Annotated in this window: 14 protein-coding genes; 13 read left to right on the plus strand and 1 reads right to left on the minus strand. The window is 68.1% G+C overall.

Going from position 1 to position 16,675, the window contains the following annotated elements; all coding sequences use genetic code 11:
* The first annotated feature begins 2 nt into the window (after nucleotides 1-2).
* Entirely contained in the window at nucleotides 3-971 is a 969-nt protein-coding gene (locus tag JX552_RS12550) for a sulfotransferase domain-containing protein (protein WP_205877709.1), read from the plus strand.
* A 284-nt stretch (nucleotides 972-1,255) separates the two neighbouring features.
* On the plus strand, nucleotides 1,256-3,778 hold the full coding sequence (locus JX552_RS12555) for a PE family protein (RefSeq protein ID WP_205877710.1): 2,523 nt from the start codon (nucleotides 1,256-1,258) through the stop codon (nucleotides 3,776-3,778).
* Here JX552_RS12555 and JX552_RS12560 read toward each other — a convergent pair.
* Nucleotides 3,767-4,429: a class I SAM-dependent methyltransferase gene (locus tag JX552_RS12560; protein WP_205877711.1), complete on the minus strand. Its 663-nt coding sequence runs from the start codon at nucleotides 4,427-4,429 to the stop codon at nucleotides 3,767-3,769. The two genes, JX552_RS12555 and JX552_RS12560, sit on opposite strands and share 12 nt — an antisense overlap.
* Nucleotides 4,430-4,724: 295 nt before the next feature.
* Here JX552_RS12560 and pyrR point away from each other — a divergent pair, with 295 nt between their 5' ends.
* From pyrR to coaBC, 11 genes are all read left to right on the plus strand, one after another.
* On the plus strand, nucleotides 4,725-5,276 hold the full coding sequence (pyrR, locus tag JX552_RS12565; protein ID WP_205877712.1) for a bifunctional pyr operon transcriptional regulator/uracil phosphoribosyltransferase PyrR: 552 nt from the start codon (nucleotides 4,725-4,727) through the stop codon (nucleotides 5,274-5,276).
* Entirely contained in the window at nucleotides 5,273-6,223 is a 951-nt protein-coding gene (locus tag JX552_RS12570; RefSeq protein WP_205877713.1) for an aspartate carbamoyltransferase catalytic subunit, read from the plus strand. The genes pyrR and JX552_RS12570 overlap by 4 nt, the downstream gene beginning before the upstream one ends.
* A complete protein-coding gene (locus tag JX552_RS12575; RefSeq protein ID WP_205877714.1) occupies nucleotides 6,220-7,524 on the plus strand; it encodes a dihydroorotase in 1,305 nt (434 codons plus the stop codon). The genes JX552_RS12570 and JX552_RS12575 overlap by 4 nt, the downstream gene beginning before the upstream one ends.
* The gene (locus tag JX552_RS12580) at nucleotides 7,521-8,021 is read left to right on the plus strand and encodes a PH-like domain-containing protein (protein ID WP_205877715.1); all 501 of its coding nucleotides are present in this window, start codon (nucleotides 7,521-7,523) and stop codon (nucleotides 8,019-8,021) included. The genes JX552_RS12575 and JX552_RS12580 overlap by 4 nt, the downstream gene beginning before the upstream one ends.
* 135 nt (nucleotides 8,022-8,156) lie before the next feature.
* Entirely contained in the window at nucleotides 8,157-9,275 is a 1,119-nt protein-coding gene (gene carA, locus JX552_RS12585; RefSeq protein ID WP_205877716.1) for a glutamine-hydrolyzing carbamoyl-phosphate synthase small subunit, read from the plus strand.
* Between the two features lie 82 nt (nucleotides 9,276-9,357).
* Nucleotides 9,358-12,702, plus strand: coding sequence for a carbamoyl-phosphate synthase large subunit (gene carB, locus JX552_RS12590; protein WP_205877717.1), 3,345 nt, complete (start codon nucleotides 9,358-9,360; stop codon nucleotides 12,700-12,702).
* On the plus strand, nucleotides 12,699-13,517 hold the full coding sequence (pyrF, locus tag JX552_RS12595) for an orotidine-5'-phosphate decarboxylase (protein ID WP_205877718.1): 819 nt from the start codon (nucleotides 12,699-12,701) through the stop codon (nucleotides 13,515-13,517). Before carB ends, pyrF begins: the two co-directional genes overlap by 4 nt.
* Nucleotides 13,518-13,926: 409 nt before the next feature.
* Complete coding sequence (gene mihF, locus JX552_RS12600) at nucleotides 13,927-14,241, plus strand: integration host factor, actinobacterial type (RefSeq protein WP_036355303.1); 315 nt, start codon at nucleotides 13,927-13,929, stop codon at nucleotides 14,239-14,241.
* Between the two features lie 24 nt (nucleotides 14,242-14,265).
* On the plus strand, nucleotides 14,266-14,859 hold the full coding sequence (gene gmk / locus JX552_RS12605) for a guanylate kinase (protein WP_431195949.1): 594 nt from the start codon (nucleotides 14,266-14,268) through the stop codon (nucleotides 14,857-14,859).
* An 88-nt stretch (nucleotides 14,860-14,947) separates the two neighbouring features.
* The gene (rpoZ, locus tag JX552_RS12610; protein ID WP_205877719.1) at nucleotides 14,948-15,280 is read left to right on the plus strand and encodes a DNA-directed RNA polymerase subunit omega; all 333 of its coding nucleotides are present in this window, start codon (nucleotides 14,948-14,950) and stop codon (nucleotides 15,278-15,280) included.
* 16 nt (nucleotides 15,281-15,296) lie between these two features.
* Nucleotides 15,297-16,577: a bifunctional phosphopantothenoylcysteine decarboxylase/phosphopantothenate--cysteine ligase CoaBC gene (coaBC, locus tag JX552_RS12615; protein ID WP_205877720.1), complete on the plus strand. Its 1,281-nt coding sequence runs from the start codon at nucleotides 15,297-15,299 to the stop codon at nucleotides 16,575-16,577.
* The last annotated feature ends 98 nt before the right edge of the window (nucleotides 16,578-16,675 follow it).

Genomic DNA, 16,675 nt, shown 5'->3' on the forward strand with positions numbered 1-16,675 from the left:
ACATGACTCGTACCCTGTACCGCTCGTTGATGAGTGACAATCTGCGTTGGGACGCGTTGACACTGCGTGATGGTGACATCATCATCTCGACGCCGTCGAAATGCGGGATGACCTGGACCCAGCGCCTGGTGTCCCTGCTTGTGTTCGACGGGCCGGAGCTGCCGGGGCCGCTGTCGACGGTCTCACCCTGGTTCGACCAGACCATCCGGCCGCTCGACGAGGTGGTCGCCGTCCTCGAGGCGCAGACCCACCGTCGGTTCATGAAGACCCACACGCCGCTGGACGGCCTGGTGCTCGACGACCGCGTGACCTACATCTGCGTGGGACGCGATCCGCGTGACGCGGCGGTGTCGATGTTGTTTCAGACCGCCAACATGGACCGGGACCGGATGCGGGTACTCCACGACGCCGCGGTACCGGTCCAGCATCGGCACGGGCCACCCGGGCCCTCACCCGTCGACGAGCCCGCCGATCGCGGCCCTATCGGGGAGTTTCGGGATTGGATGGAGGGTCCGGCACATCCGCCCCCGCGGGTCGGGTTCGCTGCACCCAGGGGAATCGGCACGCTCGCGAACATTCTCGATCAATTCGCCAAGACCTGGGAGCGCCGGCACCTACCCAATGTCGCGTTGTTCCATTACGCCGATCTGCAGCGGGACCTGGTCGGTGAGCTGATCCGGCTCGCCGCCGTGCTGGGATTCGATATCAGTCACGAACGGGCGGGTGAATTGGCTCGCTACGCTTCGCTGGATGCGATGCGCTCGCGCGCGGCGGAAGTGGCACCGAATACCACCGACGGCATCTGGCACAGCAATGAGAGCTTCTTCCGCAACGGGGGATCCGGGGAGTGGCAGCACTATTTCGGTTTTGCCGAGTACCGCCGCTACAACGACCGCATCAACCAGTTGGCGCCCCCGGATCTGCTTGCCTGGGCGCATGAGGGTCGCCAGGGATGTGACCCCGACCGCTGATCCGGCGCCGGTCTGAGCCCGTCGAATGCCAAATCTGGAATGCGTCCAGTGTCATTTCCGACGTTTTGTAAATGTATTTGTCACCGGGGCATTTTGTTATCACATTTACATAACACAATAATTTCGGATATATAACTGCGGATGTGATGATGCCTCGTCTGTATACGCTGCACTGATCTCGCGAATGTAAACGTCGTATGCACGCGTAACCGCTGAATTTGGCGGCGGCCGAATCGTAATGGCGTCGGCGAATGCATCGACTCGGGCGATGTGGAGGAACCGCGATGTCGTACGTGATGGCAACGCCGGAGGCGATGACGGCGGCGGCTGCGGACCTGGCCGATATCGGAGTTGCGGTCAACGCGGTCAACACGGCCGCGGCGCGCCCGACGACCGTGGTGCTGGCGGCGGGCGCCGATGAGGTGTCGAGGGCAATTGCGGCGACGTTCGGTTCGCACGCCCGGTCCTACCAATCGATCAGCGCCCAGGTGGCGACCGTGCATGAACGCTTCGTGCAGGCACTCCGTGCAGGCGGCAGCGCCTATGCGGCGGCCGAATCGGCCAATGTCGCTCAGCAAGTCCTGGACGCGATCAACGGACCCACCCGGCTGCTCCTGGGCCGGCCCCTGATCGGCAACGGCACCGACGGCGCGGCTGGTACCGGCGCCGACGGCGGGGCCGGCGGCTTGTTGTACGGCAATGGTGGGGCCGGGGGGGCGGGCGCGGCAGGTCAAAAAGGCGGCAACGGTGGTGCCGCGGGTTTGATCGGCAACGGCGGGGCGGGCGGGAATGGCGGGGCGGGTGTAAACGGCGCATTCGGCACGGCGGGCACTGCCGGCGGGTCAGGCGGCAGTGGTGGAGCCGGCGGCTGGCTTTCCGGAAACGGAGGGACCGGCGGAAATGGGGGGCTCGGCGGGGCTGGCGCAAGCGCCGTCATGGCCGGCGCCACGGGTGGCGCGGGCGGTGCCGGCGGCGCAGGGGGCACAGGCGGTGCCGGCGGCTGGCTGTTCGGAAATGGCGGGTTCGGCGGAAGCGGCGGAAGTGGCGGAGGCAGCGGCAGCGCTATCAACTTGTTGAGCGGCGCAGCCGGGGCTTCTGGGGCCGGCGGCGGCGGTGGTACCGGTGGGGCCGCCGGCCTGATCGGTACTGGCGGGAACGGTGGAAGCGGCGGAAGCGGCGGCGGCGCTGGCTCTGGTGGCGAATTCGGCGGTGTTGGCGGCACTGCCGGCACCGGCGGCAGTGGTGGGGCAGGGGGACTGCTGTATGGCGATGGCGGAAACGGCGGTAACGGCGGTAACGGCGGTGCTGGCGGTTTCGGCGCGCAGCATGGCGGTGCCGGTGGCGCCGCCGGCTCTGGTGGTGTCGGTGGGGCCGGCAGGTTGTGGGGCAGTGGTGGGGATGGCGGGCAGGGCGGGAATGGAGGTCAGGGCGATTTCGGCGGTCTAACCGGCGGGGCCGGGGGCATGGCGGGCGCAGGCGGCTCTGGTGGAGCCGGTGGGTTGTATGGCGGCGGTGGTGCTGCCGGGCACGGCGGCGATGGCGGTGGAGGCGGATTTAGCCAGGACCGCGGCGGAGTTGGCGGCGGCGGCGGCATGGGTGGTTCCGCGGGAGCGGGCGGATTGTTCTATGGCAACGGTGGAGTAGGCGGGCATGGCGGGACGGGCGGAGCCGGTGGTAACGGGTCAGGCAATCCGTTACCCACAGGGAAGGCCGGCGCGGGCGGCGCGGGCGGCTCCGGCGGGGCAGGCGGTGTTTCGGGGCTGATCGGCAATGGTGGGGTCGGAGGTTCCGGCGGGAACGCGGGCGTTGGCGGCAACGGCGGCATCGGCGGCAATGCCAGCCAGAGCGGAACCCCCGCCGGGGCGGGTGGGACTGGCGGTGCCGGCGGAGTCGGCGGTCGCGGTGGGGCGCTTATCGGCCACGGCGGGGCCGGTGGCCTCGGCGGGGCCGGCGGTGCGGGCGGTGCGGGCGGCAGCGGCGCCAACGGATCCGCCTTTTCTCCAGAAGGTGGGAATGCGGGAGCGGGAGGTGACGGCGGGGCCGGCGGGACTGGTGGGGTCGGTGGTCAAGGCGGCCTTTTGTCCGGCAATGGCGGTGCGGGTGGGGCCGGAGGGAATGGCGGCGCCGGCGGTGTAGGTGGAACCGGTGGTCAGGGCAGCGGCGCCGCCATCAGCGGCAAGGGCGCTGTTGGTGGTGCCGCCGGTGCCGCAGGCCCCGGTGGCACCGGCGGCGCGACTCCGTTGTTCGGCGACGGTGGTGCGGGCGGTCTCGGCGGCGCCGGCAGCAACGGCGGGGACGGTGGGGCTGGTGGCCTTGGCGCCAGTAATGGCGGCGGGGGTAAAGGCAGCAGCGGTGGGGCCGGCGGCAGCGGCGGGGCCGGGGGAACATACACCGGCACTGGTGGCGCCGGTGGTTCTGGCGGGGGCGGCGGCAAAGGCGGGAGGATCGGCATCGGCCTGGGTGACGCCTTCGGGATCGCCGGAGGCGACGGCGGTGCGGGGGGCGACGGTGGCTTCGGCGGTAGCGGCGGAGTGCTCTACGGCAACGGCGGTGGTGGTGGTGCCGGCGGCGGCGGCGGGGCCGGCGGGAACAACGGCGTCGGCGCCACGAGCGATGGTGGCGACGGAGGCGCCGGGGGCAACGGCGGCAATGCACAACTGATCGGCAACGGCGGTTCCGGCGGGGCCGGCGGGTCCGGCGGCGCCGGCAACAGTGGCGGAACCGATGGGGCCGACGCTGCCGGCGGGCTCGGCGGCTTCCCCGGGTCGGTGCTGGGCAGCGCCGGTGTGGTCGGCTTACCCGGCTGAGTCCCGCCGCTGCGCACGCACGTACCAGAACGTCATCTCGACCTCGGCCCCGTCCATCTCGCGGTTCAGCGTGACTTGATCAGCCGACTCGATGTCCCAACCGGCACCGCCCAGCACCTCATGCAGCGTCTGCTCGGACACCGACGGCCTCGGCCAGTCCTCGCTTGCCTGGTTGCCATCGGAGAAGCAGCTGATCAACAGGGTGGCGCCCGGCCTGGTGGCCCGGCGCACCGCGGCTGCGTAGCTGCGCTTGGCGTCGTCGTCCAGGCAATGGAACATGCCGCTGTCGATGACGGTGTCGAACCGGTCGGAGTACCCGTCGAGCGTGGTGGAGTCGGCCACCGCGAATCGCACGTCGACACCGGCGTCGTGGGCGCGCCGCTCTGCGGTGATCAGTGCGGTCGGGGAGATGTCCAGGCCCGTCACGTGATACCCCTGCTGGGCCAAGTAGATCGCGTTGTCGCCGAGGCCGCACCCGATGTCGAGCACGTCACCGTGCACCCACCCGGAGTTGTGCCATGCGACGACATTCTCTTTGGGCGCTTTGGTATCCCACGGCGGTGTGTGCACCGGCGGAAGGCCTTCGCCCGGGCTCTCGCCGCGGTAGAGGGCGTCGAAGTCGATGTGTGGGGAAGAACGGGGAGAACTCATTTCCGCCAGGGTAGGCCGGTGGCGTGAACGATGCCCGGCGGAGGCAATCGAGTGTGCGTACAGCGCCTTCAGTGTGCGGCGGCGGCGGCGTTTTCGCTCCTGAGCCGCCGTGGACGCACACCCATTCCGAAAAAGAAGAAACTACTGTGGCAGAAGTTTTTCAAGTGACCAATTGCGTTGAGGCTCACCCGGTCGCCGCCCCGCACCGCCGCCTCGAGGCCGTGTTAGGCTGCCCCGCAGTCGACATCCTTTAACGATCCGTCCGGAGAGGCGGAGAAGGAGGTCAAGATCTCGCATGGGTGCCAATGATCCGCGGGAATTGATGTCAGCGGCCGATGTCGGTCGCACCATTTCCCGTATGGCGCATCAGATCATCGAAAAGACCGCGCTGGACAACCCGGATTCGGCTCGAGTGGTACTGCTCGGCATTCCGACGCGCGGGGTGACCCTGGCCAGCCGCCTGGCCGCCAATATCGCCGAATACAGCGGTGTGGACGTCGGTCACGGCTCGCTGGATATCACTCCTTATCGCGACGACCTGATGATCAAGCCGCCACGTCCGCTGGAAACCACTTCCATCCCGGCCGGCGGCATCGACGACGCATTGGTCATCCTCGTCGACGACGTGCTGTACTCCGGGCGCTCGACCCGGTCCGCCCTCGACGCGCTGCGCGATGTGGGCCGGCCGCGGGCCGTACAGCTGGCGGTATTGGTCGACCGCGGCCACCGCGAGCTGCCGATACGCGCCGACTACGTCGGCAAGAACGTGCCCACCTCGCGCAACGAGAGCGTGCACGTGCAACTCAAGGAAGACGACGGACGAGACGGCGTGGTGATCACCCGATGACCCCAAGGCACCTGTTGGCCGCTGGCGACCTGACCCGCGACGAGGCCACCGCGATCCTCGACGATGCCGACCGCTTCGCGCAGGCGCTGGTGGGCCGCGACGTCAAGAAGTTGCCGACGCTGCGCGGCCGCACCGTGGTGACGATGTTCTACGAGAACTCCACCCGCACCCGGGTGTCCTTCGAAGTCGCGGGCAAGTGGATGAGCGCGGATGTGGTCAACGTCAGCGCGTCCGGGTCGTCGGTGGGCAAGGGCGAATCGCTGCGCGACACCGCGCTGACGCTGCGGGCCGCCGGCGCCGACGCGCTGATCATCCGGCACCCCGCATCCGGGGCCGCGCACCTGCTGGCCGACTGGACCGCGGCTGCCGGCAGCTCGGCACCGTCGGTGATCAACGCCGGAGACGGCACCCATGAGCACCCCACCCAGGCGCTGCTGGACGCCCTGACCATCCGGCAGCGGCTCGGCGGGATCGAGGGGCGCCGCATCGTCATCGTCGGCGACATTCTGCACAGCAGGGTTGCCCGCTCCAACGTGATGCTGCTGCATACGCTGGGCGCCGAGATCGTGCTCGTGGCGCCCCCGACGCTGCTGCCGCGCGGCGTGGCGGGCTGGCCGGTCACCGTCTCGGGAGACTTCGACGCCGAACTGCCCGCCGCCGACGGCGTCCTGATGCTGCGAGTCCAGGCCGAACGCATGAACGGCGGCTTTTTCCCGTCGGTGCGCGAGTACTCGACTCGGTACGGTCTGTCCGCCCGGCGCCAGGCACTGCTGCCCGACCACGCGGTGGTGCTGCACCCGGGCCCGATGCTGCGCGGCATGGAGATCTCCTCTTCGGTGGCCGACTCGCCGCAATCGGCGGTGCTGCAGCAGGTTTCCAACGGAGTGCACGTACGGATGGCGGTGCTGTTCCATGTGCTGGTCGGGGCGGAGGAAGTCGCGGCATGACGGTGTTGATCAGGGGCGTCCGTCTGTACGGAGAAGGCGAGCAGGTCGACGTACTCGTCGATGACGGGCAGATCGCGGACATCGGCCCGGACCTGGCCGCGGCGGGGCGCCTCGAAGAGGCGCAAGACGTCATCGACGCCACCGGCCACATCATGCTGCCCGGCTTCGTCGACCTGCACACCCACCTGCGCGAACCTGGCCGCGAATACGCCGAGGACATCGAAACCGGTTCGGCGGCAGCGGCTCTCGGCGGCTACACCGCGGTCTTCGCGATGGCCAACACCAACCCGGTGGCCGACAGCCCGGTGGTGACCGACCATGTCTGGCACCGCGGCCGCCAGGTCGGCCTGGTCGACGTGCATCCCGTCGGTGCGGTCACCGTCGGCCTGGCCGGCGTCGAGTTGACCGAGATGGGGATGATGCACGCCGGCGCGGCGCAGGTGCGGATGTTCTCCGACGACGGCATCTGTGTGCACGATCCGCTGGTGATGCGCCGGGCGCTGGAATACGCCACCGGCCTGGGCGTACTGATCGCGCAGCACGCCGAAGAGCCCCGGCTGACCGTTGGCGCCGTTGCGCACGAAGGGCCCACTGCCGCCCGCCTCGGACTCGCGGGGTGGCCCAGAGCCGCCGAAGAATCCATCGTCGCTCGTGACGCCCTGCTGGCCCGCGACGCCGGCGCACGGGTTCATATCTGCCATGCCTCCACCGCGGGCACCGTAGAAATTCTCAAATGGGCCAAGCAACAAGGTATTTCGATCACCGCCGAGGTCACGCCGCACCACTTGTTGCTCGACGACGGCAGGCTGGTCAGCTACGACGGGCGTAATCGGGTCAACCCACCGCTGCGCGAGGCTTCCGACGCGCTGGCATTACGCCAGGCGCTGGCCGACGGGGTCATCGACTGTGTGGCCACCGATCACGCCCCACACGCCGAGCACGAGAAATGTTGCGAGTTCGCTTCCGCGCGCCCCGGCATGCTGGGGCTGCAGACCGCGCTGTCGGTGGTGGTGCAGACGATGGTGCGGCCTGGACTGCTGAGCTGGCGTGACGTCGCCCGCGTGATGAGTGAGAACCCGGCCCGCATCGTCGGTCTGCCCGACCACGGCCGGCCCCTCGAAGTGGGCGAGCCGGCGAACCTGACCATCGTCGATCCCGAGCACAGCTGGACGGTCAGCGGCGAAGCGCTGGCCAGCCGGTCGGACAACACCCCGTACGAAGCGATGACGCTACCGGCCACAGTGACCGCGACACTGCTGCGCGGAAAGATCACCGCACGGGACGGGAAGAGCCCGGCATGAATTCGGGCACCCTGGTGGCATCGTTGATCTTCGCGGCGGTCCTGGTGGTGTTGCTGGCGGTGGCGATCCACCTGATGATGCGGGGCTGGCGGCGCCGGGCCGAAGCGCAGGTCGACCTGATCGGCGAGCTGCCCGGGCTGCCCGACACGGTCGGCGCCCCGGCGGTGAGCACTCGTGGCCTCTACGTCGGCAGTACGCTGTCGCCGGCCTGGAACGACCGGGTCGCGGTGGGCGACCTCGGTTACCGAAGCAAGGCGGTTCTGGTCCGTTATCCCCAAGGAATCCTGGTCGAACGTATTCGCGCACAACCGATCTGGATCCCGCAGGAGTCCATCACCGCCATCCGCACCGAGCGGGGCGTCGCGGGTAAGGTCGCGGCCCGCAACGGAGTCCTGGCGATCCGGTGGCGGCTGCCGTCCGGCACCGAGATCGATACGGGTTTCCGGGCGGACAACCGTGACGAGTATGTGCATTGGATAGAGGAGGACGCCGCGTGAGTCGCGCCGAGGCAACCACGGTGAGGGGACCCCGCAAATGAGTCGTGTCAACGATCACGCAGCGCACAAAGCGATGCGGGGGCACGCCTGCCCAAGTGGGAGGTACCCCGATTGCGGGGGAGAGGAGTGGCGCGGATGAGTAAGGCTCTGCTGGTGCTCGAAGACGCCCGCGTCTTCACCGGCACCACATTCGGGGCGATCGGTCAGACGCTCGGCGAAGCCGTGTTCAGCACCGGCATGTCCGGTTATCAAGAGACCCTGACCGACCCCAGCTACCACCGCCAGATCGTGGTGGCCACCGCCCCGCAGATCGGCAACACCGGCTGGAACGACGAGGACGCCGAGAGCCGCGGCGACAAGATCTGGGTTGCCGGCTACGCGGTGCGCGATCCGTCGCCACGTGCCTCCAACTGGCGCGCCACCACCACGCTGGAGGCCGAGCTGGTCCGCCAGCGGATCGTCGGGATCGCCGGAATCGACACCCGAGCGGTCGTGCGCCACCTGCGCAGCCGAGGCTCGATGAAGGCGGGGGTGTTCTCCGGCGCGGCGCTGGCCGAGCCCGAGCAGCTGGTCGATCGGGTCCGCGGGCAGCAGCCCATGCTGGGCGCCGACCTGGCCGGCGAAGTCAGCACACCCGAGACCTACATCGTGGAACCCGAAGGCACGCCACGCTTTACGGTGGTGGCCCTGGACCTCGGCATCAAGACGAACACACCGCGGAACTTTGCCCGGCGCGGCATCCGCAGCCATGTGCTGCCCTCGTCGACGACCTTCGAGCAGCTCGCCGCACTCAAACCCGATGGAGTGTTCCTGTCCAACGGCCCCGGTGACCCGGCCACCGCCGACCACACCGTTGCGCTCACCCGGGAGGTGCTGGGTGCTGGATTGCCGCTGTTCGGAATCTGTTTCGGCAACCAGATCCTGGGCCGCGCACTGGGGTTGTCGACCTACAAAATGGTGTTCGGCCACCGGGGGATCAACATTCCGGTGATCGACCACGGCACCGGGCGGGTAGCGGTGACCTCCCAGAACCACGGCTTCGCGCTGGAGGGAGAGGCCGGTCAATCCTTCGACACGCCGTTCGGCACGGCGCAGGTCAGTCACACGTGCGCCAACGATGGCGTGGTCGAAGGGGTCAGACTTGTTGACGGGCGCGCCTTTTCAGTTCAGTACCACCCGGAGGCCGCCGCCGGACCGCACGACGCGGAATACCTTTTCGACCAGTTCGTCGACCTGATGGAGGCTCATCGATGACCGCGAGCGCGCGTGTCGGTACGGAGACACGCCGAAAACGGGCTGCAGATGCGGACGCTCGCGCCGCGGAAGGAGAGCGCTGATGCCGAGGCGAACGGATCTCAACCATGTGCTGGTGATCGGCTCCGGGCCGATCGTCATTGGCCAGGCCTGCGAGTTCGACTACTCCGGCACCCAGGCCTGCCGGGTGCTGCGCGCGGAGGGACTGCAGGTCAGCCTGGTCAACTCCAACCCGGCCACCATCATGACCGACCCGGAATTCGCCGATCACACCTACGTGGAACCGATCACACCGGAGTTCGTCGAGCGGGTGATGGCCCAGCAGGCCGAGCGCGGCAACAAGATCGATGCCCTGCTGGCCACTCTGGGCGGGCAGACCGCCCTCAACACCGCGGTCGCGCTCTACGAGAACGGGGCCCTGGAGCGCTGGGGGATCGAGCTCATCGGCGCGGACTTCGAGGCCATCCAGCGCGGTGAGGACCGGCAGAAGTTCAAGGACATCGTCGCCAAGGTCGGCGGTGAATCTGCGCGCAGTCGAGTGTGTTTCACCATGGACGAAGTGCGCGAGACGGTCCGGGAGCTCGGTCTGCCGGTGGTAGTGCGGCCCAGCTTCACCATGGGTGGCCTGGGATCGGGCATGGCGCGGTCGGTCGAGGAGGTCGACCGGATGGCCGGCGCCGGCCTGGCCGCCAGCCCCAGCGCCAACGTGCTGATCGAGGAGTCGATCTACGGCTGGAAGGAATTCGAGCTCGAACTGATGCGCGACGGCCACGACAACGTGGTGGTGGTGTGCTCGATCGAGAACGTGGACCCGATGGGGGTGCACACCGGTGACTCGGTCACCGTGGCGCCCGCGATGACGCTGACCGACCGCGAATACCAGCGGATGCGGGACCTGGGCATCGCCATTCTGCGTGAGGTCGGCGTGGACACCGGCGGCTGCAACATCCAGTTCGCGGTCAACCCCAAAGACGGCCGGCTCATCGTCATCGAGATGAACCCGCGGGTGTCGCGATCGAGTGCGTTGGCGTCCAAGGCCACCGGCTTCCCGATCGCCAAGATCGCCGCCAAACTGGCCATCGGCTACAACCTCGACGAGATCGTCAACGACATCACCAAGGAGACACCGGCCTGCTTCGAACCGACTCTGGACTACGTCGTGGTCAAGGCGCCGCGTTTCGCGTTCGAGAAATTCCCCGGCGCCGACGACACTTTGACCACCACCATGAAGTCCGTCGGTGAGGCGATGTCGTTGGGCCGCAACTTCATCGAGGCGCTGGGTAAGGTGATGCGGTCGCTGGAGACCACCCGTGCCGGGTTCTGGACGAAGCCGGACGCCGAGGGCTCGGTGGACGACGTGCTCACCCGGCTGCAGACCCCGACCGAGGGCAGGCTCTACGACATCGAGCTGGCGCTGCGGCTCGGCGGCTCGGTGGAGCAGGTGGCCCAGGCCAGCGGTGTCGACCCCTGGTTCGTCGCCCAGATCGACGAACTGGTGGCGCTGCGCGCCGAACTCGTCGATGCTCCCGTGCTGGATGCCGAATTGCTTCGGCACGCTAAGCACTGCGGACTCTCCGATCGCCAGATCGCGTCGCTGCGTCCGGAACTGGCCGGTGAGAACGGCGTACGGTCGCTGCGTGAACGGCTGGGCATCCATCCGGTGTACAAAACGGTGGACACCTGCGCCGCCGAGTTCGAAGCCAAGACGCCGTATCACTACAGCAGTTACGAACTCGACCCGGCCGCGGAGACCGAGGTGGCCCCGCAGACCGAGCGGCCCAAGGTGCTCATTCTCGGTTCCGGACCCAACCGCATCGGACAGGGCATCGAATTCGACTACAGCTGTGTGCATGCCGCAACCACGTTGAGCGAGGCCGGTTTTGAGACCGTCATGGTCAACTGCAACCCGGAGACGGTGTCCACCGACTACGACACCGCCGACCGGCTGTACTTCGAGCCGCTGACGTTCGAGGACGTGCTCGAGGTGTACCACGCCGAAGAACAGTCCGGTGCCGGGGGACCGGGCGTGGTGGGTGTCATCGTGCAGCTGGGCGGCCAGACCCCACTCGGGCTGGCGCAACGGCTCGCCGACGCCGGCGTCCCGATCGTCGGCACTCCGCCGGCGGCCATCGACCTGGCCGAGGACCGCGGCTCGTTCGGCGACGTGCTGAACACCGCTGGGCTGCCCGCGCCAAAGTACGGCACGGCAACCACATTCGAGCAGGCCCGGCGCATCGCGGCTGACATCGGCTACCCGGTGCTGGTGCGGCCGTCCTACGTGCTTGGCGGTCGCGGCATGGAGATCGTCTACGACGAGGAGACGCTCAAGGGCTACATCACCCGGGCCACCGAGCTGTCCCCCGAACATCCGGTGCTGGTCGACCGGTTCCTCGAGGACGCGGTCGAGATTGACGTCGACGCGTTGTGCGACGGCACCGAGGTCTACATCGGCGGCATCATGGAGCACATCGAGGAGGCCGGAATCCACTCCGGTGACTCGGCGTGCGCACTGCCGCCGGTGACCCTGGGCCGCAGCGATATCGAGAAGGTGCGTAAGGCGACGGAGGCCATCGCGCACGGCATCGGCGTGGTGGGCCTGCTCAACGTGCAATACGCCCTGAAAGATGACGTGTTGTACGTGCTGGAGGCCAACCCCAGAGCGAGCCGTACCGTGCCTTTCGTATCCAAGGCGACAGCGATCCCACTGGCCAAAGCCTGTGCACGAGTCATGTTGGGCGCCAGCATTTCCCAGCTTCGCGAGGAGGGGATGCTGGCCGAAGCGGGGGACGGCGGCAACGTGGCCACCGATGCGCCGATCGCGGTCAAGGAAGCGGTGCTGCCGTTCCACCGTTTCCGGCGCGCGGACGGCGCGGCGATCGATTCACTGCTCGGTCCGGAGATGAAGTCGACCGGTGAGGTGATGGGCATCGACCGTGACTTCGGCAGCGCCTTCGCCAAGAGCCAGACCGCCGCCTACGGCTCGCTGCCGACGCGGGGTACGGTGTTCGTTTCGGTTGCCAACCGGGACAAACGATCACTGGTTTTCCCGGTGAAAAGGCTGGCCGACTTGGGTTTTCGGGTTCTGGCCACCGAAGGCACGGCGGAAATGCTCCGCCGCAACGGAATTCCCTGCGACGAGGTACGCAAGCATTTCGAAGCGCCGCAGGAAGGCCGGCCGCCGATGTCGGCGGTCGACGCGATCAGGGCCGGCGAGGTCGACATGGTGATCAATACCCCGTACGGCAATTCGGGGCCGCGGGTGGACGGCTATGAGATCCGGTCGGTCGCGGTGGCCGTCAACATCCCCTGCATCACCACGGTTCAAGGCGCCTCGGCGGCGGTGCAGGGCATCGAGGCGGGGATCCGCGGCGACATCGACGTCCAGTCGCTGCAGGAGTTGCACCGCGCTATCGGCACCAGAAAGTGACTGGTTTCGGGGATCGGCTGGCGCAGGCGCGGTCGAGCCGTGGGCCGCTCTGTCTGGGGATCGATCCGCATCCCGAGCTGTTACGCGCCTGGGAGCTGCCGGTCACGGCCGACGGCCTGGCCGCGTTCTGCGACGTCTGCGTCGACGCCTATGCCGGATTCGCAATGGTCAAACCTCAGGTGGCGTTCTTCGAGGCGTACGGTTCGGCGGGTTTCGCGGTGCTCGAGCGGACCACCGCCGCACTGCGGGCCAACGGCGTGCTGGTGCTGGCCGACGCGAAACGGGGCGATATCGGGTCGACTATGGCCGCCTACGCCACCGCGTGGGCCGGCGATTCGCCGCTGGCCGCCGACGCCGTGACGGCGTCGCCGTATCTGGGGTTCGGGTCGCTGCGGCCGCTGCTGGAAGTCGCCGCGCAGAATGGCCGCGGGGTGTTCGTCCTGGCGGCCACGTCCAACCCCGAGGGTTCGACGGTCCAGCGGGCCGATGTCGGCGGACGCACGGTGGCTCAGCTGATCGTCGATCACGTCGCGCAGGCCAATCAGGGGGCGAACGGCGGGTCCTTCGGCGTCGTCGTCGGGGCCACCGTGCTGCAGGCGCCGGATCTGAGTGAGCTGGGTGGCCCGGTCCTGGTGCCCGGCGTTGGGGCGCAGGGCGGGCGTGCCGAGGCGCTGGCCGGCCTCGGCGGCGCGGCGTCGCAGCAGCTGTGGCCCGCGGTATCGCGTGAGGTGCTGAGGGCCGGGCCGGGCGTCGCGGCGTTGCGTGCTGCCGCCGAACGCATGCTCGACTCCGTCGGCTACCTCGACGCAGGCTGACGCCGCGACACGCCGCGAAGCCCCAGCCAAATGCGTGATCCGCGGCACTACGACCGGCGGTTGTCTGCTGCCGGCACGGCCGCCGACCTCACAGGTGTCCGACGCGGCCGCCTGAGTGGTGGCATAACAGCAGTTCAAGAGGGCTTTTTGCGGGTCTGGGTGGGGCGCCGCGCGTCCCGTCACGCGGTGCGGCCGGGGCGACTGTAGACGTTGCTGGACCGGCCGCTGGGCGGCCGCCGCCGGTGCCTCCCGGAGGGACTCACGCTGGACAAATGACCCCGGAACCGGGGGGCCGGGTTAGATTTCGTTCCGAACCGTGAGTACGGTCGTCTGCGCTGGCTGGAGTACCCGGCCGAGACAAAGTAGATCGACAGATATCCGAAAGATATCGATGAGAGACGGAGGAATCGTGGCCCTTCCCCAGTTGACCGACGAGCAGCGCGCGGCCGCGTTGGAGAAGGCTGCTGCCGCACGTCGAGCACGAGCTGAGCTCAAGGATCGGCTCAAGCGTGGCGGCACCAACCTCACCCAGGTGCTCAAGGACGCTGAGAGCGACGAAGTTCTCGGCAAGATGAAGGTGTCTGCGCTGTTGGAGGCGTTGCCGAAGGTGGGCAAAGTCAAGGCGCAGGAGATCATGACCGAGCTCGAGATCGCGCCGACCCGCCGCCTGCGTGGCTTGGGCGACCGTCAGCGCAAGGCTCTGCTGGAAAAGTTCGGCTCCTAGTCGGCTCACCGACCGGGAGTGCCGGTGAGCGCCGGCGGGGGACCGGATGCAGGCCATGTGGTCGTGCTGTCCGGTCCCTCCGCGGTCGGCAAGTCGACGGTGGTTCGGTGTCTGCGTGAGCGGATACCGAACCTGCACTTCAGCGTCTCGGCCACGACGCGAGCACCAAGGCCGGGGGAGGTCGACGGCGTCGACTATCACTTCGTCAGCCCAGCCCGTTTCCAGCAGTTGATCGATCAGGGCGAACTGCTGGAATGGGCGGAAATCCACGGGGGATTGCACCGATCGGGCACGTTGGCCGAACCGGTGCGCGCAGCCACGGCAGCCGGCTTCCCGGTACTCATCGAGGTCGACCTGGCCGGGGCCCGAGCCGTCAAGCACGCCATGCCGGAGGCGCTCACCGTGTTTCTGGCGCCGCCGAGTTGGGAAGATCTTGAGGCCCGGCTGATAGGTCGCGGCACCGAAACTCCCGACGTCATCCAGCGTCGGCTGGACACCGCACGTGTCGAATTGGCCGCCCAGGGCGACTTCGACGTGGTGGTGGTCAACAGTCGATTAGAGTCTGCGTGCGCCGAATTGGTATCCTTGCTGGTGGGAACCGTCCCAGACACCGTTTAGCGGATCCCGGAATTTCAAAATCGATTTTTTCACCGTTCAAAACCGTTTGAACGCACTACGAGCAGCCGAGCGCCAGGAGATTTTCTACGTGACCATTCCGCAGTCCGACACGTCGTTGACCGCCGTCGCCGCCGTGGATCAGTTTGATCCGTCGGCCGGTGGGGCTGGCGCTTACGACACCCCGCTGGGCATCACCAACCCGCCCATCGACGAGTTGCTGGACCGCGTCTCGAGCAAGTACGCGCTGGTGATTTACGCGGCCAAGCGGGCCCGGCAGATCAACGATTACTACAACCAGCTTGGCGAGGGCATCCTCGAGTACGTCGGCCCGCTGGTCGAACCCGGCTTGCAGGAGAAGCCGCTTTCGATCGCGATGCGCGAAATTCACGCCGACCTGCTCGAACACACCGAGGGCGAGTAACAGGGGCTGGCGCGCAATGGAGGGACAGCGCAGTGAGCGCAGCAAGCGCAGCCCCAAGCGCGTCGTTGTCGGAGTTTCCGGCGGTATCGCGGCCTACAAGGCCTGCACTGTTGTCCGTCAGCTCGCCGAAGCCGGCCACCGGGTCCGGGTCATTCCCACCGACTCAGCGTTGCGCTTCGTCGGCGCCGCCACCTTCGAGGCGCTGTCCGGGGAGCCAATCCGCACCGGTGTCTTCCAGGACGTTCCCGAGGTGCCCCACGTTCGGCTCGGCCAGCAGGCGGATCTGGTGGTGGTCGCCCCGGCAACCGCCGACCTGCTCGCCCGCGCGGTGGCCGGCCGGGCGGACGACCTGCTGACCGGAACGCTTCTCACCGCCCGCTGCCCGGTGATGTTCGCGCCGGCCATGCACACCGAGATGTGGTTGCACCCGGCAACCGTCGACAACGTCGCCACGCTGCGACGTCGCGGCGCGGTGGTGCTCGAACCCGCCTCCGGGCGCCTCACCGGGTCGGACAGCGGCGCTGGCCGGCTGCCCGAGGCCGAGGAGATCACCACGCTCGCCCACCTGCTGTTGGAGCGCCACGACGCGCTTCCGTACGACCTGGCGGGCTGCAGGGTGCTGGTCACCGCCGGTGGCACCCGGGAGGCGATCGATCCGGTGCGTTTCATCGGCAACCGCAGCTCCGGCAAGCAGGGGTATGCCGTCGCGAGGGTAGCCGCCCAGCGCGGCGCGGAGGTCACGCTCATCGCAGGGCACACCGCGGGACTCATCGACCCGGCCGGCGTGAACGTGGTGCACGTCAGTTCCGCCGAGCAACTCGGTAGTGCGGTGTCCAAGCACGCGCCGGAGGCCAACGTGCTGGTCATGGCGGCGGCAGTGGCCGACTTCCGGCCTACCCAGGTTGCCACCGCCAAGATCAAGAAGAGTGAACAGGACTCACCGACCATCGAACTGGTCCGCAACGACGACGTGCTGGCCGGTGCGGTGCAGGACCGCGCGCACGGCCAGTTGCCCAACATGCGCGCGATCGTGGGGTTCGCGGCCGAGACCGGTGACGCTAACGGAGATGTGCTCTTCCATGCCCGCGCCAAGCTCCGCCGCAAGGGCTGCGACCTGTTGGTCGTCAATGCCGTCGGCGACGGCCGGGCCTTCGAGGTCGACAGCAACGACGGCTGGTTGCTGGCCGCGGACGGCACCGAGTCGGCGCTGCAGCACGGATCCAAGACTCTGATGGCAAGCCGTATCGTGGATGCGATCGCAGCATTCCTGCATGGGGACGCCGCCTCAGACAGATAACGCGTGCCGGGCAGCGTCGCCCGTCGGGAACCACCCCGAGAATTTGCAGACTGGCCGTTGAGTCCGGTTTGCTTTAAGGCAACGGAAAATAATTCGCC

Source organism: Mycobacterium gordonae (assembly GCF_017086405.1).
Lineage (GTDB): Bacteria > Actinomycetota > Actinomycetes > Mycobacteriales > Mycobacteriaceae > Mycobacterium > Mycobacterium gordonae_D.

What these genes read in the sequence shown, in the direction of transcription:
- JX552_RS12550 (WP_205877709.1), top strand. Translation starts at nt 3, where the DNA reads ATGACTCGTACCCTGTACCGCTCGTTGATGAGTGACAATCTGCGTTGG.
- JX552_RS12555 (WP_205877710.1), top strand. Translation starts at nt 1,256, where the DNA reads ATGTCGTACGTGATGGCAACGCCGGAGGCGATGACGGCGGCGGCTGCG.
- JX552_RS12560 (WP_205877711.1), bottom strand. Translation starts at nt 4,429, where the DNA reads ATGAGTTCTCCCCGTTCTTCCCCACACATCGACTTCGACGCCCTCTAC.
- pyrR (WP_205877712.1), top strand. Translation starts at nt 4,725, where the DNA reads ATGGGTGCCAATGATCCGCGGGAATTGATGTCAGCGGCCGATGTCGGT.
- JX552_RS12570 (WP_205877713.1), top strand. Translation starts at nt 5,273, where the DNA reads ATGACCCCAAGGCACCTGTTGGCCGCTGGCGACCTGACCCGCGACGAG.
- JX552_RS12575 (WP_205877714.1), top strand. Translation starts at nt 6,220, where the DNA reads ATGACGGTGTTGATCAGGGGCGTCCGTCTGTACGGAGAAGGCGAGCAG.
- JX552_RS12580 (WP_205877715.1), top strand. Translation starts at nt 7,521, where the DNA reads ATGAATTCGGGCACCCTGGTGGCATCGTTGATCTTCGCGGCGGTCCTG.
- carA (WP_205877716.1), top strand. Translation starts at nt 8,157, where the DNA reads ATGAGTAAGGCTCTGCTGGTGCTCGAAGACGCCCGCGTCTTCACCGGC.
- carB (WP_205877717.1), top strand. Translation starts at nt 9,358, where the DNA reads ATGCCGAGGCGAACGGATCTCAACCATGTGCTGGTGATCGGCTCCGGG.
- coaBC (WP_205877720.1), top strand. Translation starts at nt 15,297, where the DNA reads ATGGAGGGACAGCGCAGTGAGCGCAGCAAGCGCAGCCCCAAGCGCGTC.